General features: G+C 60.5%; 22 protein-coding genes and 1 tRNA gene. 7 read left to right on the top strand and 16 right to left on the bottom strand.

The window, feature by feature from the left end:
* Positions 1 to 18 precede the first annotated feature (18 nt).
* The 7 genes from ACQK2G_RS13435 to ACQK2G_RS13465 all read right to left on the bottom strand — a co-directional run bounded on the left by ACQK2G_RS13435 (position 19) and on the right by ACQK2G_RS13465 (position 6128).
* Positions 19 to 1377, bottom strand: coding sequence for a tetratricopeptide repeat protein (locus ACQK2G_RS13435; protein ID WP_425405547.1), 1359 nt, complete (start codon positions 1375 to 1377; stop codon positions 19 to 21).
* Between the two features lie 257 nt (positions 1378 to 1634).
* Positions 1635 to 1711 (bottom strand) — tRNA-Pro (locus tag ACQK2G_RS13440).
* Positions 1712 to 2000: 289 nt separating this feature from the next.
* Positions 2001 to 2333, bottom strand: a complete 333-nt coding sequence (locus ACQK2G_RS13445; protein WP_425405548.1) for an NIPSNAP family protein — start codon at positions 2331 to 2333, stop codon at positions 2001 to 2003.
* Complete coding sequence (locus tag ACQK2G_RS13450) at positions 2330 to 2818, bottom strand: TRAP transporter small permease (RefSeq protein WP_425405549.1); 489 nt, start codon at positions 2816 to 2818, stop codon at positions 2330 to 2332. The genes ACQK2G_RS13445 and ACQK2G_RS13450 overlap by 4 nt, the downstream gene beginning before the upstream one ends.
* On the bottom strand, positions 2818 to 4110 hold the full coding sequence (locus ACQK2G_RS13455) for a TRAP transporter large permease (RefSeq protein WP_425405550.1): 1293 nt from the start codon (positions 4108 to 4110) through the stop codon (positions 2818 to 2820). The genes ACQK2G_RS13450 and ACQK2G_RS13455 overlap by 1 nt, the downstream gene beginning before the upstream one ends.
* Before the next feature lie 58 nt (positions 4111 to 4168).
* Positions 4169 to 5140 carry a TRAP transporter substrate-binding protein gene (locus tag ACQK2G_RS13460; protein WP_425405551.1) on the bottom strand — a complete coding sequence of 324 codons (972 nt, stop codon included), beginning with the start codon at positions 5138 to 5140 and terminating at the stop codon, positions 4169 to 4171.
* Between the two features lie 76 nt (positions 5141 to 5216).
* Positions 5217 to 6128: an NAD(P)-dependent oxidoreductase gene (locus ACQK2G_RS13465; protein ID WP_425405552.1), complete on the bottom strand. Its 912-nt coding sequence runs from the start codon at positions 6126 to 6128 to the stop codon at positions 5217 to 5219.
* Positions 6129 to 6255: 127 nt separating this feature from the next.
* Here ACQK2G_RS13465 and ACQK2G_RS13470 point away from each other — a divergent pair, with 127 nt between their 5' ends.
* Positions 6256 to 6999: a FadR/GntR family transcriptional regulator gene (locus ACQK2G_RS13470; protein WP_425405553.1), complete on the top strand. Its 744-nt coding sequence runs from the start codon at positions 6256 to 6258 to the stop codon at positions 6997 to 6999.
* Between the two features lie 250 nt (positions 7000 to 7249).
* Here the strand turns inward: ACQK2G_RS13470 and ACQK2G_RS13475 are convergent, their stop codons facing one another.
* A complete protein-coding gene (locus ACQK2G_RS13475; protein ID WP_425405554.1) occupies positions 7250 to 8218 on the bottom strand; it encodes an SMP-30/gluconolactonase/LRE family protein in 969 nt (322 codons plus the stop codon).
* Positions 8219 to 8402: 184 nt separating this feature from the next.
* On the opposite strand from ACQK2G_RS13475, the gene ACQK2G_RS13480 reads away from it, so the two are divergent.
* Entirely contained in the window at positions 8403 to 8864 is a 462-nt protein-coding gene (locus ACQK2G_RS13480; protein ID WP_425405555.1) for a MaoC family dehydratase, read from the top strand.
* 42 nt (positions 8865 to 8906) lie between these two features.
* Here ACQK2G_RS13480 and ACQK2G_RS13485 read toward each other — a convergent pair whose 3' ends face one another.
* The 4 genes from ACQK2G_RS13485 to ACQK2G_RS13500 form a co-directional block, all read right to left on the bottom strand.
* Positions 8907 to 10244, bottom strand: coding sequence for a mechanosensitive ion channel family protein (locus ACQK2G_RS13485; protein ID WP_425405556.1), 1338 nt, complete (start codon positions 10242 to 10244; stop codon positions 8907 to 8909).
* Positions 10245 to 10388: 144 nt separating this feature from the next.
* Positions 10389 to 11255, bottom strand: a complete 867-nt coding sequence (locus ACQK2G_RS13490) for an FAS1-like dehydratase domain-containing protein (RefSeq protein WP_425405557.1) — start codon at positions 11253 to 11255, stop codon at positions 10389 to 10391.
* A gap of 36 nt (positions 11256 to 11291) precedes the next feature.
* Positions 11292 to 12470, bottom strand: a complete 1179-nt coding sequence (locus ACQK2G_RS13495; RefSeq protein ID WP_425405558.1) for an acyl-CoA dehydrogenase family protein — start codon at positions 12468 to 12470, stop codon at positions 11292 to 11294.
* A gap of 57 nt (positions 12471 to 12527) precedes the next feature.
* Complete coding sequence (locus ACQK2G_RS13500; protein ID WP_425405559.1) at positions 12528 to 13109, bottom strand: TetR/AcrR family transcriptional regulator; 582 nt, start codon at positions 13107 to 13109, stop codon at positions 12528 to 12530.
* Between the two features lie 362 nt (positions 13110 to 13471).
* On the opposite strand from ACQK2G_RS13500, the gene ACQK2G_RS13505 reads away from it, so the two are divergent.
* From ACQK2G_RS13505 to ACQK2G_RS13515, 3 genes are read left to right on the top strand one after another with little or no spacing between them, the layout of a single operon-like run.
* A complete protein-coding gene (locus tag ACQK2G_RS13505) occupies positions 13472 to 14701 on the top strand; it encodes a CoA transferase (RefSeq protein WP_425405560.1) in 1230 nt (409 codons plus the stop codon).
* Positions 14694 to 16328: an acyl-CoA dehydrogenase family protein gene (locus ACQK2G_RS13510; RefSeq protein ID WP_425405561.1), complete on the top strand. Its 1635-nt coding sequence runs from the start codon at positions 14694 to 14696 to the stop codon at positions 16326 to 16328. Before ACQK2G_RS13505 ends, ACQK2G_RS13510 begins: the two co-directional genes overlap by 8 nt.
* Positions 16329 to 16365: 37 nt before the next feature.
* Positions 16366 to 17532 carry an acyl-CoA dehydrogenase family protein gene (locus ACQK2G_RS13515; protein WP_425405562.1) on the top strand — a complete coding sequence of 389 codons (1167 nt, stop codon included), beginning with the start codon at positions 16366 to 16368 and terminating at the stop codon, positions 17530 to 17532.
* Between the two features lie 36 nt (positions 17533 to 17568).
* Here ACQK2G_RS13515 and hppD read toward each other — a convergent pair whose 3' ends face one another.
* From hppD to ACQK2G_RS13535, 4 genes are all read right to left on the bottom strand, one after another.
* The gene (hppD, locus tag ACQK2G_RS13520; protein WP_425405563.1) at positions 17569 to 18672 is read right to left on the bottom strand and encodes a 4-hydroxyphenylpyruvate dioxygenase; all 1104 of its coding nucleotides are present in this window, start codon (positions 18670 to 18672) and stop codon (positions 17569 to 17571) included.
* A 165-nt stretch (positions 18673 to 18837) separates the two neighbouring features.
* Entirely contained in the window at positions 18838 to 19554 is a 717-nt protein-coding gene (locus ACQK2G_RS13525) for a hypothetical protein (RefSeq protein ID WP_425405564.1), read from the bottom strand.
* A 137-nt stretch (positions 19555 to 19691) separates the two neighbouring features.
* A complete protein-coding gene (locus ACQK2G_RS13530; RefSeq protein WP_425405565.1) occupies positions 19692 to 20312 on the bottom strand; it encodes a DUF192 domain-containing protein in 621 nt (206 codons plus the stop codon).
* A 12-nt stretch (positions 20313 to 20324) separates the two neighbouring features.
* Positions 20325 to 21434, bottom strand: a complete 1110-nt coding sequence (locus ACQK2G_RS13535; protein WP_425405566.1) for an acetoin utilization protein AcuC — start codon at positions 21432 to 21434, stop codon at positions 20325 to 20327.
* A 246-nt stretch (positions 21435 to 21680) separates the two neighbouring features.
* Between ACQK2G_RS13535 and ACQK2G_RS13540 the strand changes: the two genes are divergently transcribed.
* Complete coding sequence (locus ACQK2G_RS13540; protein WP_425405567.1) at positions 21681 to 23963, top strand: hypothetical protein; 2283 nt, start codon at positions 21681 to 21683, stop codon at positions 23961 to 23963.
* A gap of 278 nt (positions 23964 to 24241) precedes the next feature.
* Positions 24242 to 26821: a hypothetical protein gene (locus ACQK2G_RS13545; protein WP_425405568.1), complete on the top strand. Its 2580-nt coding sequence runs from the start codon at positions 24242 to 24244 to the stop codon at positions 26819 to 26821.
* Positions 26822 to 26832 lie beyond the last annotated feature (11 nt).

Below are 26832 nucleotides of genomic sequence, written 5' to 3' on the forward strand. Positions count from 1 at the left end.
CATCGATCTCACCCGCCCTTAGAACCGCCACGTGATGCCCGCGGACACCGACGTATCCTCGGTCTCGAAGTTCGGCAGGTTGCTGTCCCGCGTCGTATAGCTGGCGGACAGATCAACCGTCAGATCCTCCGCGATCGGCGTCGCGTTGGACAGATCGAACGACCACTCTTCGTCCTCTCTCGTCGTGACGGCTGAAATATTCCTATCCGGCCCGTCGAAATCCGATTCCGTGTAGGCGACGGCGAATTTGATCCGTGATTTGTCGTCCGTGAAGGAGAACGGATAGCGGTAGGTCATGGACCCGCGATACCTGTGCTGAACGCGGTCGTCGGATTCCTGCTGCGTATCGCGCCAGACGCCGCGATAGTCGAGGCGACCCGACAGCGTCTCGGTGAACAGATAGGTCGCCCCGGCGGTCAGACGTTTCTCGTCGCCGTCGAGGTTTTCCAGCCCGGCGCGCCCGTCGATGGTGCGATAATCGACAAGCCGGAACTCAGCCGACTCGCTGAAAATAATACGCCGGTTGACGAGTTGCTGACTTTGCACCCCGGCACCGCCGACCAACAGCGCGGCCTGTCCGTCCAATGTCGCGCCGCTGCCGATCAGATAGGGACGCACGCGAACCTGAAGATCCTTTTCCTTGATCAGATCGAACCGCAGCCCGGGCGTCAGTTCAACGATCCCCAGGTCGTTCTGCTGTTCCTGGTTCTGCTTGCGGATGAAGAGGAAACCGCGCGTATCCATCGCGATATCAGGCGTGATTTCATATCCGAGCCGGATGGAGGCCGTCGTCGACCAGTCCCAGTCCTTCTCTTCCCGCGCGTTGTCCTGAACCGCGACCGCCTGGTCGTTGATCAGGACCGTATCGTTGTTGGTGCCGCCGGAGGCGTTGCTCCGGTAACGCAACGCGGCGGACAGACTGCCGCCGAAACTGAACCGATCTTTTTCTTCGGGCTGGCCGCCTGCCATCAAGGCCAGAATGATATTGGCGTCCTGAACCTGTTTCGGAGAAAGCTTGCCGGAAGCCAGCGCCTCTTCAACGTAAATTCTGGCCTGCGGGAAACTGCCCATCCGGGAGTACAGATCACCGAGCAGCAGTTTCAGCGTCGCGTTGTCGGGCGCCCGCAACAGAAGTCCGGAAAGGATGCCCACGGCCTGTTCGTAACGGCCTTCGCTGATCGCCAGTTCGGCAAGCGCCAGCCCGTCGTCGACGGAGGCCGATTTCATCGTCCGGCCCAACTGCTGCGTTGCCTCGTCGGACACGGAATACGTCGTGCCCTGCGCGGCGGCAACGCCGCTGCAGGCCATCAGAAGAAAGATAGAAAGTGACGCCCCTTGCAGAGCACGGCGTTTGGTGCCGCTGGCCACATATTTCATGGAACGACCGATCAGAATGCCAAACCTGTATACCGAAACAGTACCAGAATAAGCCTGTTATTCGCAAAGGACGCAAATGGTTTCCAAAAAGTTAATGCTAACTTGTCGCAAATTTGCATCACGCAGACAAAGCCCAGGCAGAGCCCAGGCAAAACCTACGCCCCCGCGCCGCAGCCAAGTGGGAACGGGAAGAGGCGAATACTCCCCTACAGGGAGAAAACCTGACGCGGAAGCAACAGATGGCAAAAGTGCGGAATTGGTCGGGGCGGTCTGATTCGAACAGACGACCCTCTGCTCCCAAAGCAGATGCGCTACCAGGCTGCGCTACGCCCCGACCGTGGAGATGCCCGGGTTTCTAGGCAGAAACGCTGGCCTTGGCAAGCGGGCGAATGAGAACAAGCGAACCGAGGCTGGGCAAAATTCTCAAAGCCCTCCCCCTCAGCGCTCGTGGGACAGCGCCCGTGAAACAGCGCCCGTGAGACAGCGATTGCGTGACGGCGAAGACCGCGATGACGAAAAGGATAGGTTTCACTCGATGTCCCCACAAACCCCGCGCAGACAAGAGATGCGGTCGGCAGGGGAGATCGGAAAGCCGGCGAGCCGTCCGGCCCGCCGGCGTGGTTTCAGGCGAATTCCTTTGGGGCGGCATAGAACGGGGCCGCCGTGAGAATCTTGTTTTTCTGGCTGATGAGATTGCCGGCTTCCGCGCTGAGCTTCAGGTAGTTCTGCCAATCCGGGTCGGCGGCCATGGCGGCGCGGCGGGCGGCGCGGTCGGCCGCATCCTTGTAAACCCAGACATGGATGTAGGAATTGACGTCGCCGGTCTCGACAGCGCCGTACAGAATAGGCGCACCAAGATGCTTCTTCTGGGTCGCCCAGCCGTGGTCTTCATACAGCTTCATCTGCTGTTTGATCGTACCCGGACGGCAGGTATAGGTGCGGTGGTCGAAAATCATTCGCTGTCTCCTGTTTCAGAATTGGAACCCTGTGTGACAAGGCGGACGAGCTCCGCCAGGGAATAGGCGATCATGATCGCGCCCGAGAGCGGGATCGAGGCATAGAACAGTGCGGTCGGCAGGGCGAGGATCGGCGTCAACGCATTGGCGCTGACGGTCAATTTCGCGCCGAACCACGTCATCGCGACAAGGAAGCAGAGCGCCAGCACGGACGTGACGAGCTTCAGGGCGGTTCGCCTTCCCGCCGACAGCATGTTCGGGATCCAGTCGACCTGGAAATGGTCCTTCTCGCGCCACAAGGCCGCGGCGCCGACGAACACCATCCAGGCAAACAAGCCCTGGACGATCTCGTCGAACCAGGCGAACCCCGCGAACCGGAAAGTCCGCGCAATGACATTCACGAAAAGAAGAACGAACAGCGCACTCAGGCAGCCGATGGCGACGCCCCGCAAGGCCCGGCCGACAATCGCGTCGAAGGAATGCATCACAGCCCTCCCCCCATCAACAAATCCGGCAGCCATGTAGAAACGGCCGGTATGAAGATGACAATCAAAAGCACGAAGAAAAGGCCGGCCAGATAGGGCAGCAATGCCCGGCTGAGCCGTCCCACCGAGAGGTTCGCGATCGAAGACACGGCGAACAGAACCATACCTACGGGCGGCGTCAGCAACCCGACCATCGAGCACAGGATCATGATCACGCCGAATTGGATCGGGTCTATGCCAAGCTGCGTCACGACCGGCAGAAACAAGGGAACGGTAAGGACGATGACGGCGATTCCTTCGAGGAACATGCCGAGGATCAACAGAACCACGACAACGATGGCCAGGACCGCCATGGGTGTATCCGCCAATCCCAGCATCGATTGGACCAGATGATTTGGAATGCGCTGATGGACCAGCAGCCAGCCGAAAAACCCGGCCGCGGCGATGACGAACATGACGCGGATCGTGTGCTGCAAAGTTTCCCATAGTATCCTGGGTAAATCTGAAACAGTGATTTCCCGATAAACGACCATGGATAGAAACAGCGCATAGGCACTGGCGGCCACGCCGGCTTCGGTAGGGGTGAAGACACCGCCGAAAATGCCGAAGATGATGATGACCGGGGTCAACAGCGACAGGGCGGAATCGCGGAAACCGCTCCATATGCCGCGCCAGTCGATAAAATCCCGTCGCGGCATCTTATGCAGATGAGCCATGACCCAGACGGCGGCCATCAAGGCCACGGCCATGAGAATGCCCGGTATCACACCTGCCAGGAACAGCTTTGCGACAGACACCCCCGTGATGGATGAATAAAGGACAAATGGTATGGAGGGCGGGAAAACCGGCCCGATGGTGGAAGACGCGGCCGTGATGGCGGCGGAAAACTCAGGGTCGTAGCCCTTGTCCTTCATGGCCTTCAATTCGACCTGTCCCAGCCCCGCCGCGTCGGCGACGGCCGCGCCGGACATGCCGGAGAAAAGCAGCGACGCCAACACATTGACCTGCCCCAACCCGCCGCGAATATGTCCGACGCAGGCATCGGCAAACTTGAAGATCCGCTCCGTGATGCCGCCTGTATTCATCAGATTGCCGGCAAGAATAAAGAACGGGATCGCCAGCAAGGTGAAGCCGGTGGTTGCCGAGAACATCCGCTGCGGCAGCATGGCCAAAATACGGAAATCGCCCTGCAGGACATAGAAACCGACGGCCGTCAGCCCCAGCGCCACGGCGACAGGCAGCCCAAATGCGATCAAGGCCACCAAGGCGGCTAGAATGATTAAGGTCAGCATCGAACCCTACCCGAAAAAAGGGGAGCCCCGCGGCACCAAGGCCGCGGGGTTTTTTGCGTCAGTCCAGAAAACCCAGGAAGGTTTTCATGTTTTCCGCGCCGCTATATTCGCCCACTCGGTCGCGGGCCGGCCCCATCATGGCGGCGAAAGCCTTCAGGTCCGGACGGGTGATCTTCATGCCGGCCGATTCCAGTTCGGCCAGTTCCTTTTCTTCCTGCGCCACGACCAGATCGCGCATCAACTGGCCGGCAGCGGCACTTTCCTCCCGAAGGATCTGCTGCTGTTCGGGGGTCAAGCCGTCGAAGACGTCCTTGTTGATCACGTGAACCATCGAATTGTACACGTGCCGGGTAAGGGCCAAATGCTCCTGGAACTCATTCAGCTTGAAATGATAGATCACGCCGATCGGGTTTTCCTGGCCGTCGACGACGCCCTGGTTCAGCGCGTTCGGCAATTCGGGAAAAGCGATCTGCGTCGTGGCCGCGCCTAAGCCCTCCATCGCCGCGACGATTTGAAGTTCCGGCGGCGTCCTCAAGCGAAGCCCTTTCACGTCTTCCGGCGAATTGATGGGACGAACGGAATTCGTGATGTTCCGGAACCCGTATTCCCAGTTCGACAGCATGACGAGTCCCTGCTTCTCCAGAAGCGGCGCGGCCCAATCCGTGAACGGACCGTCGAGGACCTGATGGGCGTGGCTGTAATCCCGGAACGCGAACGGTGTCATCACGGTCCCGAAAGCCTTCTCGTATTTGTCCAAACCGCCCTGTGTCGGCAGGTTCATCTCGATTGCGCCGAGCTTGGTCTGCTCCAATTGCTCCGGCGGCGAGCCCAATTCATTGGCCGGAAAAATCTCGACGGCAACGGCGCCGCCGGTACGCTCAGCGACGCGGTCGGCGAACTGCTTCGCCGCGATATGACCCGGATGGGTCTCGGCCGCAAAATGCGCCAGACGCAGCGTAACGTCCTGCGCATAGGCATGGGTGGTCATCAAGGCACAGACGGCCCCTGTGAGTAGCAGTTTTTTCAGCATCGGTTTCCTCCCGAGATGCATGGGTTTTGATTGCGCCCGGCATTAGGTCGGGCGGTGTCGGCGCGGTGTGCGCTTCTTATTGTTCTTTTTCGGTATTAAGGCGCGCGGGAACGCCCGTAAGCTCCTCATAGGCTTTGATGACCGCCGTGCAGCCTTCATCGTCATGCCCCATGATCGAAGCCAGGGCGTAGGTTTGGTGGACGGACTGGGCCATGAAGCCGGGAAGACCGGCCTTCTCCAGCCATTCAGCGTAATAGCGGACATCCTTGCGGGCATTGGCGAGCGACATATGCGGCGTGAAATCCCGTCGCAACGTGGCCTCGCCATACAGATCCATCATGCCCGACTTGCCGCCGGCCGCGGATATGATGCCGATGACCTTGTCCATATCCAGGCCTTCTTTCGCTGCAAGGGCGAAGCCTTCGCAGAAGGCCGCGACATTGGCGAAAGCAATGTAATTGTGGATCAGCTTCAGGCGGATCGCATGACCCGCCGGGCCGACATGGAAGATGTTTTCCGCATAGGCGTCGAAGACGGGCCGAAGACGTTCCAACAGCGCCGCCTCGCCGCCGAACAGGACATTGACCTCCCCGCGGTCGGCATGGGCCGGCGTCCGCGTCATCGGTGCTTCGGCATAGACGACCCCCGCCTCGGCGCAGGCGGAGCGCATGACGTCCACATGTTCCGCCGATACGGTCGTGTGATCCAGGAAGACGGCCCCGCGCCTCATCGCAGCGAGGATCCCGTCCTTTCCCATCGAGATTGTCCGGACGGCTTCCGCCGTAGTGATGCAAACAGCCAAAACATCAACTTGCCCGGCCATTTCTTGAAGGTCGCTACAGGTCTTGGCGCCCCGTTCGGTCGCAATGGCCACCTTGTTCTCATCCAGATCGGCGACAATGAGGTCGGCACCCTTCAGCAACAGGTTCTTCGCCAACCCCTGCCCCATGCCGCCCAGACCGATCAGACCAATTTTTCCCGCGATCATCGTTTTCTCCCTTCGTGAGGGAAAAAATCATATGTCTGATTGTCTGACAACTGGTTTCTGTTGTCTGTTTCAATGACACCATGTATTGGAATGGATAGTTTTCAATCACCCGATTGAGGTGCACGGCATGACAGAGACCGCAGCTATCTTTGACCGCATCGATCGCCCGCGGCGGCTTCCGGACGAGGTCGCGACCGCAATTATGGAAGCAATCGAGAACGGACAGTTGCGGGCTGGGGATCGTCTGCCGACGGAGTTCGATCTGTCCAAAAGGTTCGGTGTGGCGCGGACGGTCGTGCGGGAAGCGATTTCGCTGCTGCGCTACGACGGCATCGTCGATTCTCGACGCGGCGTCGGTGCCTTCATTTCGGAAAAGCAGCAGCGGTCTGCCTTTCGGATCAGCCCCGCCTGTTTCGAAAAGCGCAAGCAGATTGTCCAATTGCTGCAACTCCGCACCGGGGTTCAATCCGGCGCCAGCGCATTAGCGGCGGAAATGCGAACCGACAGGCAAATGGCCGGCATCCGCGACGTGTTCGCAGAAATGGAACGGGCGGACAATAAAGGCCCGAAGGAAGCCCTGGAAGAACGCGTTGACGCGGAATTGTTGTTGTACCGCCGGATCGCCGAAGCCTCCGGCAACGGTTATTACGTCGAGGTCATCTTGATGATCGAAACGAATATTCAGAACAATCTCCGCTCAGCATTCCTGAAAAATGCCGCGGCCTCCGAGTTCGGCCCCGCGATCATCGCCGAGCATAAGGCCGTCATCGACGCGCTCGAAAGGCAGGACATCGAGGGCGCACGCGTCGCCACACGGGCGCGTTTCGAAAAGGCCGCCGCGCGTCTGGCAGCCCGGGAAGATTTCGCCTAACCCAAGGATTGTCCGCGCCGGCGCCCGGAGCCGTGCGCGGTGTGCCGTGAAGACGCTCCGGTGACACTTGCCCGGTGATTGGGACCCTCTCGGCCCCTGTGTGCCGGTCAGTTGGGTGCGTCGCCCACGATTGTGCAACGGCGCACCACCCTTTTGGATCGGCTGATCGCGCCCGTCCTCCTAGACCATTCCCTCGACGCATTCCGATTGATCGCCGAGCAAGATCGCGTGCGGGCACTCAGGCGCAAGCTCAGCCTCCGGCGACACCGGCAACATTCACATAGAGTGCGTAGACGGAATGGCTCGCAGCCATGAAAATGCGGCTGTTGGCGCGACCGCCGAAACACAGGTTGGCGCATCGTTCCGGCAAGACGATCCGGCCGATTGGCGCGCCGTCCGGCGCGAAGATCATCACCCCGTCAAGCTCCGCCGTTCCCATTCCCCATCCGCACCAGAGATTGCCTTCGACATCGACGCGGAAGCCGTCCGGCGTTCCGGGACCGGCATCGATAAGGACGCGTTTCCCGCTGATCGTCGCCCCGTCCTTGGAAACATCGTATTTGAGAATCTTGCGGTTCGGCAGGCCACGGGATTCGACGATGTAGATCTTGGTTTCGTCCGGCGAGAAAGCGAGGCCGTTGGGACCAAGGATGTCGTCCGCGACAATGGTCAGGACTTCCGTCTCCGGATCGTAGCGATAGACGTTCTGACCAAGCTCAGGCGTGGCCTTGTATCCTTCGTAGTTGCCGGCGATGCCGAAGGGCGGATCGGTGAACCAGATGGTTCCATCCGACTTCACCACAACGTCGTTCGGCGAGTTCAGCCGCTTTCCTTCAAAACTGTCCGCAAGAACGGTGATGCTGCCGTCGTATTCCGTGCGCGTTACCCGTCTTCCGCCATGCTCGCATGTTACGAGCCGTCCTTGCCGGTCACGGGTTTGGCCATTCGCGAAGTTAGATGGATTTCGAAAAGCCGAGACCTGCCCGGTCACCTCGTCCCATCGCATTATCCGGTTGTTCGGAATGTCGCTCCAAAGCAGATACCGGCCATCACCGAACCAGACGGGACCTTCCGACCAACGGCAGCCCGTAGCCAACCGTTCGACCCCCGCCAGCGGCAATCGCAGCGCATCGAACCTGGGGTCCAGTGAAATAACGGATGGATCCGGGTAACGCGCGGAAGGCTTCCAAGCGTCGATTTCATTGCCGATGTCGGACATTATCACTGCCTCCCCCTTTTACCCCTGACCGGACCCGGAGTGTACGGCACCAGTTCCGGCGTGAACAGTGTTGGCATGGTATACCGGCACCGTGCAGATTGAATGCCTCATGGTTGGGAGTGCGGAACGTCCGACCATAATCGACCCGAAGGTACACGTCGGCACGGCGAGAAAAGGAAGCAAGATGAAACTCGTGGGTGAGGGATTCTACTGGAACGAATTGCAGCCAGGCGATCGGTTCAAGACATTCGGCAGAACGATCACGGAAACGGATATCGTGAACTTCGTTTCCTGTGCCGGGATGCTGGAATCGCTGTTCGTGGATTTGGAATTCATCGAAGAACATTCGGCCATTTCCGGCCGCCCGGCTCCCGCCGCGCTTGTCTTTTCCCTGGCTGAGGGATTGGTCCTCAACGCCACCGGTCAGGGAACGGGTCTCGCTTTCCTCAAAATGGAACTCGACGTGCATGGACCGGTCCTGCAAGGCGACACGATTCATGTCGAGATCGAGGTGACGGAGGTTCGCCCAGCCAAGAAGGGCGGCCGGGGCCTGGTTCGCACACGGAACGCCATTGTCAATCAGCGCGGGGAAACCGTCATCACCTACACCCCGCTCAGGCTCATGGCGGGCCGGACATCGAGCTGATTGAGCACGCGACCACGGTCATCCTCATCACCGAAGCATGCCTTAATCCGCCGGTTCGCCGCGGTCCGCCCGGACTACCTGGATCTCGCTGTTCTTGATCGTGACGTCCCGCTGCGGGAAGGGAATGACGATCCCGTGTTCGTGGAACCTGTCCCACAGGGCGAGATAGACGTCGCTCTTGACATTGACGACGCCCGCTTCCGGATCGTGTATCCAGATCCGCAATTCGAAGTCGACGGAACTGTCGCCGAACCCGGTCAGGCGGCAGACCGGCGCCGGATCCTTGTGCACCCGTTCCACCGACGCGGCGGCATCCAGTGCCAGTTCCATCGCCTTGCGCACATCCGACTCGTAGGAAATGCCGAACTTCAACGAAACCCGCAGCAGCTTGCTGGTATAGGACCAGTTGATCACCTGTTGCGTGATCAGATCCTCGTTCGGGATCAGCAATTCGCGCCCGTCGCGTGTCGTCAGCGCGACATAGCGCGCACTGAGCGAGGTGACCCACCCGAATGTATCGCCGATCTCGATCACGTCGCCGGGCTTTATCGACCGGTCGAGCAGCAGAATGAAGCCGGAGATGAGGTTCGAGATGACCTTCTGGAGGCCGAAGCCGACGCCCACCCCCACGGCGCCGGTGAAGACCGCGAAGGCGGTCAGATCGACGCCGATATATTCCAGCGTCAACAGGATGATCGCGGTGAACAGGGCGATCCGCAACGCCTTCTCCGCCAGGACCTTGATCGACGGCGTCAGTGTCTGAGACCGGTTCAGATAAGCCGTCGCGACCCGCCCCGCCGCCCCGGAGGCCCAGAGCAAAACGGCGAAGAGCACGATCGCCTGCAGAATACTGAGCAGGGTGATCCGGTTTTCGCCGAGCGGCACGGCAATGTCTGACAAAAGGCGCTGCAACGGTCCGAGCAAGCCCAGAATATTCAGCGTCGCGACCGCCCAGGCGAGCAGGCTGACGACGCGCGCGACCTCCCGGTTGGCGATGACAGAAGTGGCGAGCCTAATGACCAGCCAGGCCGTCAGGATGCTGATGGCGATGGTGACGATATGAAACGGCAGCCCGGCGCTTTCCAAGCCACCCAGAGAAATCAACAACAACAGCAGATAGGCAACGGGGAAAGCGAGTGATCGCAATGTCGGGACGACGCCGCGCAGCCGGCCGCTCCCAAGCTGCGATTTTGCTTCAAACTTGTTCAGCCCCGACGCGATCGCGCGGCCGACCGGCCAAGACACCAGGGCGGCCACGGCAAGGACGGCAAGCTGCAACAGGCTGGTCCAGGTCAGGACTTCGGTCAGCAGCCAATGTTCGGCCCGGACCTGCAGGTTTTCGACCCAGATGGGATCGAAGAAGGGACTCAATTGCTCCATTCGGCAGGCTCCCTTGCGCCCGCCCTCATCTTCCGGGGACGCGCGTGCGATCAGTCTGCACGCGACCGGCAGGAACGGCAAATCGACAATGCTATCCTGATGTGTGTGGGGTCAGAGGGCTGATCTCCCGCCGCGCCCGGCCCGTCAGGAAAAACCGGCCGTCGCCTTCATCGCGAGTTCGCCGTCCGGGCCTTTTGCCCAGAGCGACAGTTCATCCGCGCCCTCGCCCGGCGCCGCCTCGATCCGAAACGCCCGGTCGACGAATAGCGGCGCCATGCCGCGATAGTCGAAACGCGTCAATGCCGCCTCAGGTTTCAGGGACACGGCGAAATTCTGCAACAGGGTCGAGATGAGAGGTCCATGAACGACGAGGTCGCGATAGCCCTCTTCCCCTCGCGCATAGGGCTGATCGTAGTGAATCCTATGCCCGTTCGACGTCAGCGCCGAATAACGGAACAGCAGGACAGGATCCGGCACGACCTCCTCGGACCAGACCGCTTCGGCGGGCGCGGCCGGCGGCGTCGGCCTCGGGCCCTTTCCGGTATCGGCTTCGCGATAAACGATATCCTGTTCTTCCTCGACGCAAAGCGTCCCGGTAGCCTGCAGACGATGCCGGATCGTCACGAAGACGAGCCTGCCCGCCCTTCCCTCCTTCGCCTGGATGGAGAGGATTTCGCTGTGCCGGGAAACAGCGGCGCCGACGGTCAGCGGCGCCAGATAACGCAGGCGCCCGCCGGCCCACATCCGCCGAGGCAGACCAACATCGGGAATGAAACCGCCGCGTTTCGGATGCCCGTCTTCACCCACTTCACGGCGCGGGACGAACTTGTTGAAGAACAGCCAATGCCAGCCCGGCGGCAGTGGGTCCCCCTGTATCGGCGCGCGGTCCAGGTCGAGCGTGGCGGCCATCGCCTGCACGCGGTCCGGCGCGATCGTATCGGAAACCTCTTCAGTCCGGCCGACCGCGTCGGAAAAACCCGAAACCGCAGCGTTGCCTACTTGCCCTGCCATGGAATGCCACTCTCTAACTATCGAAAATAAGTGAGATCAGAGTTTCTCGCCTGCCGCCTGACGGCTCAACATATGCTTGGCGATGATAAGCTGCTGAATCTGGGTCGTTCCTTCATAGATCCGCATCAGCCGCACGTCGCGATAGATCCGTTCCACCGGGTATTCGACCATGTAGCCCGCCCCGCCGAAGATCTGCACCGCCCGGTCGGCGATGCGTCCGGTGGCTTCGGTAGCGAACATCTTGGCGCAGGCCGCCTGCTGCGGGATCGCCTCCCCCCGGTCGAATCTTGCCGCCGCGTCGGTCGCCATGCATTCGGCGGCGTAGAGCTCGGCCTGACTATCCGCCAACATGGCCTGAACCAGTTGGAAGTTGGAAATAGGCTGGCCGAACTGCTTTCGCTCCGTGGCATAGGCGAGCGCTTCGTTGATCAGCCGCCGCGCCTGGCCGATCGCCAGCGCCGCCATATGGATGCGGCCGCGGTCCAGGACCTTCATCGCCGTCTTGAAACCCTGGTTCACCCGTTCCTCACCGCCGACCATGTGTTCCGCCGGCACGCGCACATCGGTCAGGCTGATATCGCAGGTCCGGGTACCGCGCTGGCCCATCTTCTTGTCCGGCTTCCCGATCGTGATGCCCGGCGTGCCGGTCGGTACGATGAAGGCGCTGATCCCAGACGCGCCCTTCCGGTCCGGGTCGGTCCGCGCCATCAGGGTCAGGATCGTGGCGCTGTCGGAATTGGTGATATAGCGCTTCGATCCGTTGATGACGTAATGGTCGCCGTCCCGCACCGCACGGGTCCGAAGCCCGCCGGCATCGGACCCCGCATCCGGCTCGGTCAGGGCGAAGGAGGACAAGGCTTCGCCGGTCGCCAATTTTGGCAGCCATTCCGCCTTCTGCGCCTCGGTACCGTCGATCATGATCCCTTGCGAGCCGATCCCCACATTGGTGCCGAAGACCGAGCGGAAGGCGAGCGCCGCCTGGGCGACTTCGGCGATCACGGCGACCTCCTGCGAGAGCGACAGGCCAAGCCCGCCATATTCCTGCGGAATGGAAAGTCCAAACAGACCCAGGGCCTTCATCTCCTCGACGATCGAGGCCGGAACCGTGTCGGTTTCCTCCACTTCCTGTTCCGATGGGATCAGGCGCTCCATCGTGAATCGCCGAACGGCATCCTGAATTTGCGCGAATGTTTCCGTATCGACACCGCTGCTCACTAAACCCTCCCGTCTTCAAAGAATCACATGGTTCTCGACGCGTTGACGGCGTCGCATTCAGGCGGAACCGCCCTTCAAAATCCCGCCCTCGATCATCGTGGCGAACTGATCGGCAAGTTCCTCGATGGACTTGCCTTCAGGCCGGTACCAGTCCAATGCCGAGTTCAAGCCGCCCAGAATGAATGTGCGGGCAAGCCTGAGGTCGACGCCTTCCCGCGTTTCGCCGGCCTCATGCGCCGTCTGCAACAGGCCGAGCCAGAATTCCTCGTAGGATTCCCGACGCAGGATGTGTTTCCGCCGCACCTCCACCGGCACCTGCGACAACAAATGCCGAGACGCGGAGGCGAAGGCGCCATAGGTCAGGATCGCCCGCAGATGCGCATGGATCGCCATTCTCACCCGGTCGCCGTAGGACGAGCTGGGCGGCAGTTTCGCGATCGCGTTGTAAACCGTGTTCGTGATGTTATGGATGCCCTGGTCGATGACCGCTTCGATCAGCAGTTCCTTGGAGGGATAGTGGTAATAAAGGGATCCCGCTTGCAGGTCCGCCGCGCGCGCGATATCGCGCATCGTCGTCCCCGCATATCCGCGTTCGGAGAAGGTCCGGGCAGCCGCCTCCAGCACCCGTTCGCGTGACATATCTGCCTTGGTCTGCTTTCGTGGACTCCCGGTCTCGCCGGGAAGGTCCGCTGCGGTATTGTCGTCTTTGCTTATTACGCGGGACACGTGCTTGCCCTCCGGCAATTGGATCGCCGAACCGGAGCCCAGCACAATTTTTCTAATATCTGTTCAAATTTTGGTCAATGCATTAACCTGGCTGGGCAGGAGCGAGCGGAACCACGTTCCCCATAACCGGGTCAGGAAAAAGTAAAATGATCGAAACATTGAGAAACCATAGCCCTTGAAGCTCGACTTCTCCTTTCCCCGAACGGTTTTTACCATTACCAAGAACCGACCGGACCATAATCCGCCCAATAATCAAATACAGGTTCGAATATAGAATGTTCGATATCCTTTCCGGCCTCCGGGTCGTTGAAGCGGCGTCCTTCATCGCGGCACCGAGCTGCGCGCTTCACATGGCGCAATTGGGCGCGGAGGTCATCCGCATCGACCAGATCGGCGGCGGCCCGGATTTCAAGCGTTGGCCTCTGTCCCGCAACGGCGACAGTTTCTATTGGGAAGGTCTGAACAAGGGGAAGAAGTCGATCGCCATCGACTTGTCCAATCCGGAAGGCCGTGAACTCGCGGCCGCGATCATCGCCGCGCCGGGGGAAGACGCGGGCCTGTTCGTGACGAATTTCCCGGCCAAGGGTTTCCTCGCCCATGATCGTCTCGCCGAAAAGCGGTCCGACCTGATCACCGCCCGGATCATGGGCTGGGCGGACGGCCAGACCGCACTGGACTATACGGTCAATGCGGCGGTCGGCATCCCGTTGATGACCGGGCCTCCCTCTCTCGACGGCGAACCGGTGAACCATGTCCTCCCCGCCTGGGACATCGCGGCGGGACTGTATGCCGCCTTCGCGCTGATCGCGGCGGAACGCAAAAGGTTGAAAACCGGGCAGGGTGGAGAAATCCGCGTGCCGCTGGCCGATGTCGCTATGGCCTTTGCCGGGCATCTCGGCATGATCGGGGAAGTCACTGAAAGCGGCACAGACCGCCCGCGCCACGGCAATGACCTGTTCGGGTCATGGGGCCGCAATTTCGCGACCGCCGACGGCAAGCAGATCATGCTGGTGGCGATAACGCGCCCGCAATGGGCGGACTTGCTGAAAGCGCTGGAAATCGAGGACGGTATCGCTGCGCTCGAAGCGTCGATCGGCCTGTCCTTGGCGAAAGACGACGGTTTGCGCTTCACACATCGCGAGGCGATCAACGCCATCGTCGCCCCCGCCGTCGCGCGGCGCAGTCTGGCCGAATGGCGCCGGATCTTCGCCGAGACCCGCGTTTGCTGGAGCCCCTATCTGACAGTGAGCGAGGGGATGACGGAAAAGTGCATGTTCTCGGACAGCCCCCTCTTCTCTCCGGTCGCGCACAAGTCCGGCTACACCTATCCGACGCCGGGCGCCGCGGCGGATTTCGTCGATAGCATACGGCAATCGCCTGTACGCGCGCCGAGGCTCGGGGAAAATACGGAACAGGTCCTGGCCGACCTTCTCGGCCTGTCGGACAAGGAAATCGCAAAGCTACACGATACGGGTATCGTCGCCGGGGACAGTGCACATGACTGATATTTTGGAATTGGCGCAGGAAAGTGTCGCGACGGCGCAGGCCTACACGACCCGGGCCAAGGCCGCCGTGGCCAAAACGGCCACGCGCGACGGCAAGCTGGACGCCGCCCTGGCCGACCGGCACCAGCGTGCGCTGCACGCCTATGCCTGGACTTCGACCACTGTCGGCGCGCTCGCCGCGACTCTTGGCTGGGCACAGCGCCTTCAGGCAGCCGGCCGTTTCGGTGAAATCGAGGGCCTGACCCTGCGACTGGGTTTCGCCGAATATCTGCAGCAACTCGGCGGCGGCATTCCGATGAGCCAGAACGAGATCGCCCGACCGGCCGATATGGGCGTGACGGAAGAGCCGGCCTTTGCCGCCCTTGCCGCCCGCATGCTGGGAAATGACGGCGGCACCGGCATCAGGCACGACCTCGCTGCCCTCGTCTATCAAGGGCACGAACCGGACAATTCGACCGGCGAAGAAGAGCTGGAGATGATCCGCGAACAGATGCGGCGCTTCACTGACGACCGCATCGCCCCCCATGCCCATCAATGGCATCTCGAGAACCTCTTGATCCCGGATGAAATCGTCTCGGCCCTGGCGGAGCTCGGCGTCTTCGGCATCTGCATCGCCCCCGACTATGACGGATTGGGCATGGGCAAGCTGGCCATGTGCATCGTGACGGAGGAGTTGAGCCGCGGCTGGATCGCGGCGGGTTCGCTCGGCACCCGATCGGAAATCGCGGGCGAGTTGATCTCCCTCGCCGGAACGGATGAGCAAAAGCAGGCCTGGCTGCCCAAGATCGCAACGGGAGAAATCCTGCCTACCGCCGTCTTCACCGAACCGGATACCGGGTCCGACCTGGGTTCCCTGAAAACGCGGGCGGTGAAACAGCCCGACGGTTCGTGGCGGGTCAATGGCGCCAAGACCTGGATCACCCATGCGGCGCGGTCGGATCTGATGACTCTTCTGGTGCGAACCGATCCATCGAAGCCCGGCTATTCCGGACTGTCCATGTTCCTCGCCCCCAAGCCGCGCGGCACGGAAGCCGACCCCTTCCCCGCCGCGGGGATGACCGGCAGCGAGATCAAGGTTCTCGGCTATCGCGGCATGCATGAATACGACATCGCCTTCGAGGATTTCGACATTCCCGCGGACGGATTGCTCGGTGCACAGGAAGGTCAGGGCTTCAAACAGTTGATGCAAACCTTCGAAGGCGCGCGCATCCAAACCGCCGCCCGCGCCGTCGGCGTGGCACGCAACGCCTTCGAACTCGGGCGGACCTACGCGCTGGACCGCAAGCAATTCGGCCGGTCGATCGGTGATTTTCCCCGCGTGGCAGACAAACTGACCATGATGCTCGCGGAAATCACCATGGCGCGGGAATTGACCTATATGGCCGCGCGCGAAAAGGATCAGGGGCGCCGGTGCGACATCGATGCCGGTATGGCCAAATTGCTGGCCGCACGGGTTGCTTGGGCGAGCGCGGATAACGCCGTGCAAATTCACGGCGGGATCGGCTATGCGCTTGAAACCCCGATCAGCCGGGTGCTGTGCGACGCACGCATCCTGAATATTTTCGAAGGCGCCGGGGAAATACAGGCCCATGTGGTCGCGCGTGGGATGCTGCAATCCCAGAACTAGAAATGCGCCGGCGGACCAGATATCGGGGGGAACGGGAATGGATTTCAGCCTCAACGACGAGCAGCGGGCCATTCAGGACTCCGTGGCGCGGGTCTGTGCGAGTTTCGATGACGCCTATTGGCTGAAGCGTGACAGCGAAGGCGGATTTCCGGATGATTTCTATAATGCGCTGGCGGCGGAAGGCTGGCTCGGCATCTGCACCGCCGAGGCATATGGCGGCGCCGGGCTGGGCATAACTGAAGCCGCCTTGATGATGCGCACCATCGCCGAATCCGGTGCGGGCATGTCCGGTGCGTCGGCCCTGCATATCAATGTCTTCGGCCTCAATCCCGTCGCGGTCTTCGGGACGGAGGAACAGAAACACCGAATGATCACGCCGATGGCGCAGGGTAAAGAAAAGGCCTGTTTCGCCGTCACGGAACCGAATACGGGCCTCAATACAACGCGGTTGAAATTGAGGGCGGAGAAAAACGGTGGCAAGTATGTGGTCAACGGACAGAAGGTCTGGATTTCCACCGCGCAGGTTGCCGACAACATCCTTCTGCTGGCCCGGACCACACCGCTGGAGGAGGTCACGAAACCGACCTTCGGCCTCAGCCTGTTCTACACGCCCTTCGATCGGGACCGGATCAAGGTGCACGAGATCGAGAAGATGGGCCGTAAGGCTGTCGATTCGAATGAACTTTTCTTCGAGGATTTCGAAATTCCGGCATCCGATTTGATCGGCGAGGAAGGCCGCGGCTTCGAATACATCCTGCACGGCATGAACCCGGAACGCATTCTGATCGCGGCGGAAGCCGTGGGCCTTGGCATGATCGCGATCAAAAAGGCGACCGAATACGCCAAGGAGCGGATCGTGTTCGACCGCCCGATCGGCCAGAACCAGGCGATTCAGCATCCACTCGCCAAATGCTGGGCGGAATTGGAAGCCGCCTGGCTGATGGTCCTGTCGGCTGCCTGGCAATACGACCAGGGACAACCCTGCGGCGCGTCCGCCAATGCCGCGAAATACCTGGCCGGGGAAGCCTGTTTCGACGCCTGCCAAACCGCCGTGATGGCCCATGGCGGTTTCGGCTACGCCAAGGAGTATCACGTGGAGCGATACCTTCGGGAATCCTTCGTCCCGCGCATCGCCCCGGTCAGCCCGCAACTCGCACTATCCTACGTCGCAGAACGGGTCCTCGGACTTCCAAAATCCTATTGATAGCAGGACCCCCCCCCGGGAATCAGTTCTCGGCAATCAGCTCTCGGCAAGGACTCCACGGCGGATCTGGTCGCGCTCCATGCTTTCGAACAGCGCCTTGAAGTTACCCTCGCCGAAACCTTCGTCACCCTTGCGCTGAATGATTTCAAAGAAGATCGGGCCGATCACCGTCTCGGTGAAGATCTGCAGCAGGATGCCGCCGCCTTCCGTCGGCGCGCCGTCCAGAAGAACGCCGCGCGCTTTCAATGCGGCCGCGTCCTCGCCATGGCCGGGTACGCGGTCCGCCAGCATCTCGTAGTAGGTTTCCGGCGGCGGCGTCATGAATTGCACACCGTTCGCACGCAACCCGTCGACCGTGGCCAGGATATCGTTGGTGCTCAGCGCGATATGCTGAATGCCTTCGCCGTTATAGGCGTGCAGATACTCTTCAATCTGCGACTTGTCGTCCGCCGACTCATTGATCGGGATGCGGATCTTACCGCACGGACTGGTCATCGCCTTGCTGTGCAGGCCGGTCAGTTTTCCTTCAATGTCGAAATAGCGCAGTTCCTTGAAATTAAACAGCTTCTCATAGAAATGCGCCCAGGCATCCATACGGCCGCGGAAGACATTGTGGGTCAGATGGTCGATTTCGGCCAACCCTTTGCCCGCCGGGTTCTGGTCCACGCCTTCAATCGGCTTGAAGTCGATATCGTAGATGTTCGGCGTATCGTAACGGTCGACCAGATAAATCAGACTATCGCCGATCCCGTGGATCGCCGGGATATTGAGCTCCATCGGGCCGACTTGGCCATGGAACGGCTTCGCCCCCAGCTGCAGCGCACGCTTATAAGCTGCGGCGGCATCCTTAACGCGGAAGGCAATCGCGCAGGCCGAGGGTCCGTGCACGCTGGCGAAGGATTGGGCGAAACTGGTGGGCTCGGCATTCACGATGAAGTTCACGCCCCCCTGCCGATACAGCGTGACGTCCTTGGACCGGTGGCGGGCCACCGCGGTGAAGCCCATCGTCTCGAACAGTTTCTTCAGGGCTTCCGTATCCGTCGCGGTATATTCGACGAATTCGAACCCGTCCGTGCCCATCGGATTGGCATCGCTGATGACGCCCGGTTGAAACCCACTGCCGTTGCTAGCCGCCGTCATGGTCGGAATCCTCTCGATGACTGAATTTGATTGCCGCGCGGCACCGTCGGTCGGGCACATCGCGGGCCTTTCGGACAGCATATAGTTCGGAGAATTTAGTTTCAAGTGAAACTAATTATGTTTCACCGCGCCGGAAAGGACCTTCAGGACGCTCGCCTGCGGGGGCTAACGCACGACTTCGAAGGCACGCGCGGCGGCGTCCTTAAAGTCGCTCACCGCCTCGACATAATCCTCTCCAGGCGCATCGGGGTCGCCGATCGTCGCGCAGTCATATCCCATTCGCGTGATATCCAGCACGAAAGCCATTTTCAGCCAGCGCCCGTCCAATCCCGGCCCCTCGCCCTCGTAATGGCGGACGAACAGCCCGTCCGACAAACCGTAGCCATGGGCGGAAAGATTATCGATGAAGCCGGCGACCGGCGCAGGCATCGCGCCGGACATGGCATCCACGCAATACAGGGTGGACTTGTAGCGGATCGACCCGAGCCGGATCGTCTCGACGATCGGCCCCTCATCGACGGCGGATTCCGCCGCCTGCTCCTGGGTCTCGTCGCCGGATATCAATCCGATCTGGAAGAAGGACTCGGGCGCGGCGGCGGACCGTTCCGCATAGAGCCATACCGGCCCGTTGATGCCTGGAACGCTCTCGCCCGCCGCGGGGCTTTCCAGTTCGTACCGATAGCTGATGCTCAAATTTTCGGAATGGGGCGGGATGACGGCAAGATCGTTGTACCGGTCGAACGTGTTGCCGGAAACGATGGGCGTATCGGAAAGCGACATGCCGTCGGCACCCAGATCCTGCGCGACCGTGCCGCAGGCGGTCAGTGCGCCGACCAGCGCCAGCGCCGCGCCATACTGCAGGAGTCCGTCAATTCCAGCCATTCGATCCACCGCTCATCCAGTTTCAGCGCCGCGTTTTCGTCTTCCTTACGTCATCCGGCACGGTATGGCCACAGCGCAGCACGTCACGCCCGGCCCGGCAGGACCCCGTTCCATGATGGACCATACCGTGAGTCGTCCTAGCGCTTGTGGTCGTTGCCGAAAATGGCGTGCCGAACCTCGTCGCCGACGCGGATACCGAGGTGATCGGTGATACCGCCATTCACTTCCAGGACCGCGCGGACGGGACCGTTGGATGAAATAGGCTGCAGGGACAAGGGCACGGCGCGCTTGGCGATATGGGTGATGATACCCGTGCCGTCGATGAAGATCATGTCGAGCGGGACATATGTGTTCTTCATCCACATGGCCACCGGTTGCGGCTTTTCATAATCGAAAAGCATACCCGCATCGACGGCGAGGCGCTCACGGAACATCAGCCCCTGCTGGCGCTGAGCGGGCGTGCGCGCCAGTTCGATCTGGAAGGTGTAGCGGCCGCCTGCCTGCTTCACGATGCGGAGGGTATCGTGCTTGAAGGATAGCTTTTTCTGCGCGTATCCGGCGTCGGTACCAGCAGCGAGTACTAGAAAGAATGCTGCTACCCAACCCAATGCGGCCAACATGCATCGGCGCGTCATCTGCTCTCCCATTTCCCCACGGGCCGATCCCAGGACCGGTTCGGCGACCCATTTGACGACCGATCCGGGCGGACCAGAGGGATTGTCCTGATTATCGCGTCGGCCGCGAATGAGACGGCCCACCCCCATTCTTTTTCAGAGACCGCTGAGAACCTGCCGTGCGAGGCCCCGAATCTCATCCCTAATGGGGCCATGATTGGGCTCGTCATGCAACTGGTTATACCAGAGCGCTGGGGGATTTTTCCCTTGTTTTCTGCGCCATGTGAGGTTTTCTAGAATCCTTCTCGCGACCTCCGGTAGTGGCGCGCGCAAATCGAACCCGTTCAACAACCCCCAATACCCCGTCCAGCACCGCGCCACGGCCCAGGGGTTGTAGCCGCCCCCGCCGAGAACCAGCAGCCGCGGCGCCATCGGCCGCATCTGCCTGACGGCACGCCATAACGCATTATTAGACAACGATAATTTGCTCAAGGGGTCGTCCTCCAGCGCATCGCATCCGCCTTGGATCACCAAGGCCTGCGGCTCGTACCAGCTCAACAGCGGCAGGACCGCGTTCTCCATCAGATAGCCATGCTCGTCATCGTTGAAACCGGGTGGGACCGGCAGGTTTCGCGCCATGCCGCCGGCCCGGTCATCGACCGCCCCGGAATACGGCCACCGCCCGCCCTCGTGGATCGAAATGGTCAGTACCCTGTCGTCATTTTGAAAGGCGTCCTGGACGCCGTCGCCGTGATGCGCGTCCAAATCCACATAGGCGATCCGCTCCAACCCCTGGTCCAACATGGCCAGGATGCCGAGCACGGGATCGTTGAAAAAACAGAAGCCGCTGGCCCGATCGCGCCGGCCGTGATGCGTGCCGCCGGCCGGGCTGTGCACCACCCCGCCCTGCTTCAGCAATCCGGCGGCATAGACCGATGCGCCGGCGGTCGTAGCCGGGCGCCGAAACACCTCGCGGTAGATCGGATTGCCGTTGATGCCGATGTGATAACGGCGTTTCAGATCGTCCGGCAGTTTCCCCTCGGCCTCCGCCCGGCGCACGGTCTCGATATAGGTTCGGTCATGGAACCGCGCGAGCTGTGCGACCGTCGCCATCGGTGATTCATGATACACTTTAGGATCCATCCAGCCCAAAGCGCGTATCAGATCCGTCACCACCGAAACCCGCGGAATGGACAGCGGATGACCGCGCCCGAGATGAGACGATCGGTAGATCTCGTTCGCGATGTAATGCGGCCTGGTCAGCACGGGGTCCTCTGGATTTTCGTTTCGTCACCGTACCGGATGACAGACTGACAAACTGCGAATGAATCCACGCATCCGATCCGGCAGCGCCCAATTCAGGACCACGGGCCGATCCTGTCAACGATACAAGATGGTATCCCTTGCACGGCACGCCCCAAGCTGGACACCGGCGGCCCGGCACGCCTACGGTGTTACCGCCTTCCCCTCGGCAAAACGGCTCCGCAAGGCAACGGACCGACTGGGTATTGGATGACGACACCGAAGACCGTTCCGCTTGCGACGCGACTGGCCACCCTGATCCGGGAAGGCGGCCGCACCTATTCCGGGCCCGGCCAATACGCGGCGCTGGTCGCGATGTATCCGTTCATTACCTATTTCTCGCTGTTCGATTTCGTTCAGCAGGTGCCCCAGCCGCAAGTCTTCGACATTGGCCCTGCGGCAACCGGCGGCGCGGCAAGCAATGGTGAGGCTGCCGCGCCGACGGCCTATCAGGTCAACGCCATCGCGGCCTTCTTCGTGACCGGCTATGTTCCCGCCGTGCTGCATTGCCTGTGGCGAAAGGCCTGGGGCTGGCTGTTGATCGGGATGGCGGCTGCGCATTTCGTGATGCTGGACCTGACGGCGGATTTCGGCTTTGTCGATTTCGGCGCGGCGAGAGAACTGATCGCCAACCTGCCGATGATCGGCGTCAAGATATCCTTCCTCTGGATCGTTTTCCGAGGAAGGATCTACTCCACGTCCTTCCTGCTCTACTGCTTCACCTCGGCATTGCTGACCTCGGTCTTGGCCCAAACGTCCGGCTACGAAACGATCGATGCGATGCGCCAGGTGCTGCCCTTGATCGTCTTCGCCATGACCGTCGCCCTGGTGAGGCTGGTCATCTTCGCGATCGTTCAGAACAGCTACTTCATCAAGCAGCTGGGCTGGCGGCGTTGCGGCAATACGCTGGCGCATACCGCCGTTCTCTGGATTCCGATCCTGGTCTTCGCCGTTCCCTATTTCGCGATAACCGCCATGGTGCAGCGAACCGTCGAGGATGCGGCCTATGAACAACGGGCCATGCTGATCCACCCGCATGACGAGGAAGCGACCGTCGGCTGCGCCTATCTGGCCGGCAGCCCCGCCTACCAACGGGAATTGCGCGCCAAGGCCCGCTCCGTCGGCGGCCGCGACCGGCGCCCCACCGATCCCACACCGGCGGAAATAGCCGCCCTGTTCAAGACTGAGCAGAGCAGACCCCGAAGAATAGCCGAGCTGCGCGAGGCCGGTACGGAACTGCGCCGGAACACGATGTATTCGATCTATCGCTTCTATGCCTGCAAGCAACAGGAATGGATCGACCGCACGACCGAGTTCGAACGCCGCGTCCGCAACATGCCCTACGATCAGCTCTCGGATGAATTCAAGAAACAGTACAACGAGGTGCTGACATCGCGTCTGCCGATGAAACCGCCGAATTATTCCGGCTTCATGTCTGGCATCAAGAACTGGTCCGTCGAGGAAATGCAGGACCAGATCAACGGCGCCTATTCCTTCATCCGAAACAGCGCACGCGACCGGTTGGCGCGAAAGATCGACGACCATATCGAACCGCAGATCGAGACCGCTTCCGGGAGGGTCGGCGATGGTGTCGTGAAACTGCGCGACGAAATCACACCGCTGTTCCAGGACGCCAACCGTGCAACCCAGATCTCCGTCTGGTGGGTCTTCTCGACGCTCCACGCGCTGCACATGTTCGCCCATATCCTGTTCATCGTCCTGTGCATCAAGAGCTTCATGTATGTGTTCGGGCGCGTCGCTTTCGCCAGTGATGCCGGTGCCTTCCTGACGCTTGGCGATCCGCAGCGCCGTGAAGAGATGCCGCACGGACCCGTCCGCATTACCGGGCAGAACTATTCCCTGGGTGAAGGAACGGAGGGGACCTACTACTTCTCGCGTCGGTTTCAGCCGCATGGCATGCCGCCGCGTTTCACCATTCCGCAGCCATCAGGGGCACCGATCGCCCGCCTTTTGCACCGGTCGATGACGATGAACCGGTTCGACCTTGTCCCGCAGGGCAAGGCCCCGCGCCCCCAAGTGCTCTACTTCACCGTCACGGGCAGCAAGACCTTCGTGGAATGGACGCTGGAGGAAGGGGAAACGATCGTCTTCGATTTCACGAATTTTGTGGGCATGGCCGGATCGGTGAAACTCTCGACGCTGATCAGCGCCCGGATCTCAACCTTGCAGCTCGGCAGATACGTCTTTTCGACAGCAACCGGTCCGGGCCGGATCGTCTTGTTGACCGGCGGCACGCCGAAAACCGGGGACGATCCCGAAACCGAGGTCAGCATGCCACCCGAGCGCTTGATCGCCTGGCAGCGTGACGTTCGGTTCCATGTCGACTCAAGCCTGGCGCTGCCGGATATCTATCTGAGCACGGCCTATGTCCGCAAGGAAGGCCCCGGAAATCTGGTGATGGATGTCGACAGACAAACCGGCAAGGGCACCGGGTTGTCCCGGTTCATCACACATTTCCTGTGGCCGGGTTAGAGAGGGTGCCCCTCCCTCTGCCGTCTCGGTCCACCCGGCGGCGAAGCCTTGCGCTGCCCTCATTGGACTTTCGCCCAACGCCACTAGACAGTCCGGCGCACTGAACGTAGCTTGATACCGCTCATTAGAGGCTGCCGAAATACGGCCGCCTTTGTTGGCTCAATAGGCCGAACGGCGTTCCGCACGCAAGTGCGCCGAAACCGGCAAATCCGGTCAGTGTACCGATTTATTCGTTCGACCAGTTCGAGCGGATGGGGAACCGCAGCGAAAGGGTCGACATGAAGCTGTTTTCTATTTCGTCGCGAGACAAGGATCCGACCTATTCAGGTTACGCCCAATACGCCGCACTTTTCGCGATGTATCCCTTCATCACCTATTTCGGCTTGTTCGATACGACACGCGAAGCCCTAAAGCCCAAAATCTTTGGGTCCTCCCCCTCAATCCCCGGCGTCAGCAGCGGGGCAAGCAGCGGCAGCGACGAAGTCTTCATCATCGGCGTAGCGTTTCTGGCATTAGGTTTCCTTCCCGCCGTCGTGAACTGCCTATGGCGTCGACGCTGGGGTTGGCTTTTCATCGGATTGGCGGCCGTTCATTGCCAGATCATAGACATAGCTAGGCTGGCCGGCATTCTCGACTTCGGCGACTTTGACCATTATGGCAGTTATCTGCCCATGATCGGCGCGAAGGTATCCTTTGTCTGGATCGCGCTCCGCGGACGTATCTTCTCCCGCTCCTTCCTGGTCTTCTGTGTGACGTCGGCCATTATCACCTCGGTCCTGGCGCAGACCACGGGTTACGAATTCCTGGACACGTTGCGCCAAATCCTTCCGATCCTGGCCTTCATGCTAGCTGTCGCGCTGTTCCGGTTGGTTGTTACGGCAATTTACCAGAATGTCTACTTCATCCGCCAACTGGGCTTCTGGCGAACGACCAAGACGGTGTTTCGTACGGTTTTTCTATGGGCCCCCATCCTGCTTTTCGCGGTTCCCTACTTCGCTGGCACGGCGGCGTTGGAGCGAGCGATCGAGGATGCGGCTTACGAAAGCAGAAGCATGCTTCTGTATCCCATGGATACCAGCGCGACCATCGGATGTGGTTACTTGATGGGTCACAAGGAATATCTAGCGGACCTCCAAAAAAATCGACTGGAGGAACTTAAGGCCCATTCAATGGCGGCAGGATCAAAACGATCCAAAGCCTACATTGCAAATGTGCGCGGCAGGCTCGCGGCTGCGGTAGACCAAAGCTTGGTTGTCCAATCGGGTATGTTCGCGTTCCTCTGGGACTCTTATCGAACGCAGTTGAAAGACGCAGTATTAAAGGCCTTCGACAACCGAACGAAGAATGTCGGTCTGAACACATTGGATTCGGCGTTAACGAAGCTGAAACAAGATGTGGCAATCGCTCGGAACTACCCGAACTTTGTCCTGGCGCAACCGGTCGTGAGGGAGAAACTACTGGGTTCTTTCGATGCGATCGACAAACAGCTCAGTCAGGAAATCACCGACGCGGATCGGGCCAAGCGGACCGTAGCGATAACATCCTACGATGAAGCCATCGCCCGCGAGGAAGGGCGGGCCTCAGGCGTTCGAAGATGGCGGGAAATCGGCACCGATCTTCGCGAAAACGTCATGTATTCAATCTATCGGTTCCACGAATGCCAGGTTCGGAAGTGGGAAGAGGCAACCACCGAATTCGAGGAACAGGTCAAGGGTTACCCGTATGACGAATTGTCCGTCGAATTCGGGAAAAAGTACGAAAAGGTCATCGAGAAAAATATCCCGATGGAGCCGCCGAACTTCTCCGGCTTTCTCTCCGGAGCAAAGAATTGGTCCGTCAACGAAATGCAGGATCAGATCAATACCGCCTATGCCTTCGTGCGCAACAGCGCGAAGGAAAACCTTATGGAACTGATCGATAAGGAAGTAGAACCCAAGATCAAGACTGCCGGCGGGGAAGTAGGGGATGGTGCGGCCCGGTTACGCGCTTACGTGACGCCGTATATCTGGCAATCGAGCATTGCGACCCAGACGACCGTCTGGTGGATTTTCTCATATATCCACGCTGCGCACATGCTTGCCCATCTGCTCTTCGCGATCCTTTGCGTCAAAAGTTTCATGTATGTGTTCGGACGGGTTGCCTTCGCCAAGGAGACCGGTGTGTTCCTGACTTTGGGCGACCCAGAGAACCCGAGCGACATGCCGAAAGGCGCAATTACCACGCATGGACAGGACTACGCCCTGGGCAAGGAAATCGAAGGCCGATACTTCATTTCCCGCCGCATCCAGCCGCATGGCATGCCGCCGCGGTTCGCCATACCGCAGCCGCTGGGCGCGCCCATCGCCCGCCTGCTCCACCGGTCGATGACCATGAACCGGTTCGACCTGACGGCCGGTGGGGAGTCGGTCCATTTCACCGCGACCGGCGGCAAGACTTTCGTGGAATGGGACCTGAAAGAAGGCGAGGTCGTGGTATTCGACTTCACCGACTTCGTCGGCATGTCGGATTCGATCAAGGTCTCGACCCTGATCAGCACACAGGTCACGACCCTGCTTCTCGGCAAGTTCATCTTCTCCACCGCGACCGGACCGGGCCGTTTGATATTGTTGACCGAAGGCCGGCCCAAACTGGGCGACGATCCGGAAGCTGCTTCCAGCATGCCGCCCGAACGATTGGTCGCGTGGCAGCAGAACACCCGGTTCCACGCCGATTCCAATCTTGGCCTTATGGATATCTATTTCAGCACCGCCTACCTGAAAAAGGAGGGGCCGGGCCAATTGATCATGGATGTCGACAGGCAGAAGAGCCGCGGCACGGGGCTCTCCCGCTTCATTCTGCATTTCCTGTGGCCCGGCTGATCGGACCGCCC

Source organism: Hwanghaeella sp. (assembly GCF_965227365.1).
Classification (GTDB): Bacteria; Pseudomonadota; Alphaproteobacteria; order UBA8366; family Aestuariispiraceae; genus Hwanghaeella.

Excerpts from the sequence above, each read along its gene's own strand:
- ACQK2G_RS13435 (WP_425405547.1), bottom strand. The coding sequence starts at position 1,377 with ATGAAATATGTGGCCAGCGGCACCAAACGCCGTGCTCTGCAAGGGGCG.
- ACQK2G_RS13445 (WP_425405548.1), bottom strand. The coding sequence starts at position 2,333 with ATGATTTTCGACCACCGCACCTATACCTGCCGTCCGGGTACGATCAAA.
- ACQK2G_RS13450 (WP_425405549.1), bottom strand. The coding sequence starts at position 2,818 with ATGCATTCCTTCGACGCGATTGTCGGCCGGGCCTTGCGGGGCGTCGCC.
- ACQK2G_RS13455 (WP_425405550.1), bottom strand. The coding sequence starts at position 4,110 with ATGCTGACCTTAATCATTCTAGCCGCCTTGGTGGCCTTGATCGCATTT.
- ACQK2G_RS13460 (WP_425405551.1), bottom strand. The coding sequence starts at position 5,140 with ATGCTGAAAAAACTGCTACTCACAGGGGCCGTCTGTGCCTTGATGACC.
- ACQK2G_RS13465 (WP_425405552.1), bottom strand. The coding sequence starts at position 6,128 with ATGATCGCGGGAAAAATTGGTCTGATCGGTCTGGGCGGCATGGGGCAG.
- ACQK2G_RS13470 (WP_425405553.1), top strand. The coding sequence starts at position 6,256 with ATGACAGAGACCGCAGCTATCTTTGACCGCATCGATCGCCCGCGGCGG.
- ACQK2G_RS13475 (WP_425405554.1), bottom strand. The coding sequence starts at position 8,218 with ATGTCCGACATCGGCAATGAAATCGACGCTTGGAAGCCTTCCGCGCGT.
- ACQK2G_RS13480 (WP_425405555.1), top strand. The coding sequence starts at position 8,403 with ATGAAACTCGTGGGTGAGGGATTCTACTGGAACGAATTGCAGCCAGGC.
- ACQK2G_RS13485 (WP_425405556.1), bottom strand. The coding sequence starts at position 10,244 with ATGGAGCAATTGAGTCCCTTCTTCGATCCCATCTGGGTCGAAAACCTG.
- ACQK2G_RS13490 (WP_425405557.1), bottom strand. The coding sequence starts at position 11,255 with ATGGCAGGGCAAGTAGGCAACGCTGCGGTTTCGGGTTTTTCCGACGCG.
- ACQK2G_RS13500 (WP_425405559.1), bottom strand. The coding sequence starts at position 13,109 with ATGTCACGCGAACGGGTGCTGGAGGCGGCTGCCCGGACCTTCTCCGAA.
- ACQK2G_RS13505 (WP_425405560.1), top strand. The coding sequence starts at position 13,472 with ATGTTCGATATCCTTTCCGGCCTCCGGGTCGTTGAAGCGGCGTCCTTC.
- ACQK2G_RS13510 (WP_425405561.1), top strand. The coding sequence starts at position 14,694 with ATGACTGATATTTTGGAATTGGCGCAGGAAAGTGTCGCGACGGCGCAG.
- ACQK2G_RS13515 (WP_425405562.1), top strand. The coding sequence starts at position 16,366 with ATGGATTTCAGCCTCAACGACGAGCAGCGGGCCATTCAGGACTCCGTG.
- hppD (WP_425405563.1), bottom strand. The coding sequence starts at position 18,672 with ATGACGGCGGCTAGCAACGGCAGTGGGTTTCAACCGGGCGTCATCAGC.
- ACQK2G_RS13525 (WP_425405564.1), bottom strand. The coding sequence starts at position 19,554 with ATGGCTGGAATTGACGGACTCCTGCAGTATGGCGCGGCGCTGGCGCTG.
- ACQK2G_RS13540 (WP_425405567.1), top strand. The coding sequence starts at position 21,681 with ATGACGACACCGAAGACCGTTCCGCTTGCGACGCGACTGGCCACCCTG.
- ACQK2G_RS13545 (WP_425405568.1), top strand. The coding sequence starts at position 24,242 with ATGAAGCTGTTTTCTATTTCGTCGCGAGACAAGGATCCGACCTATTCA.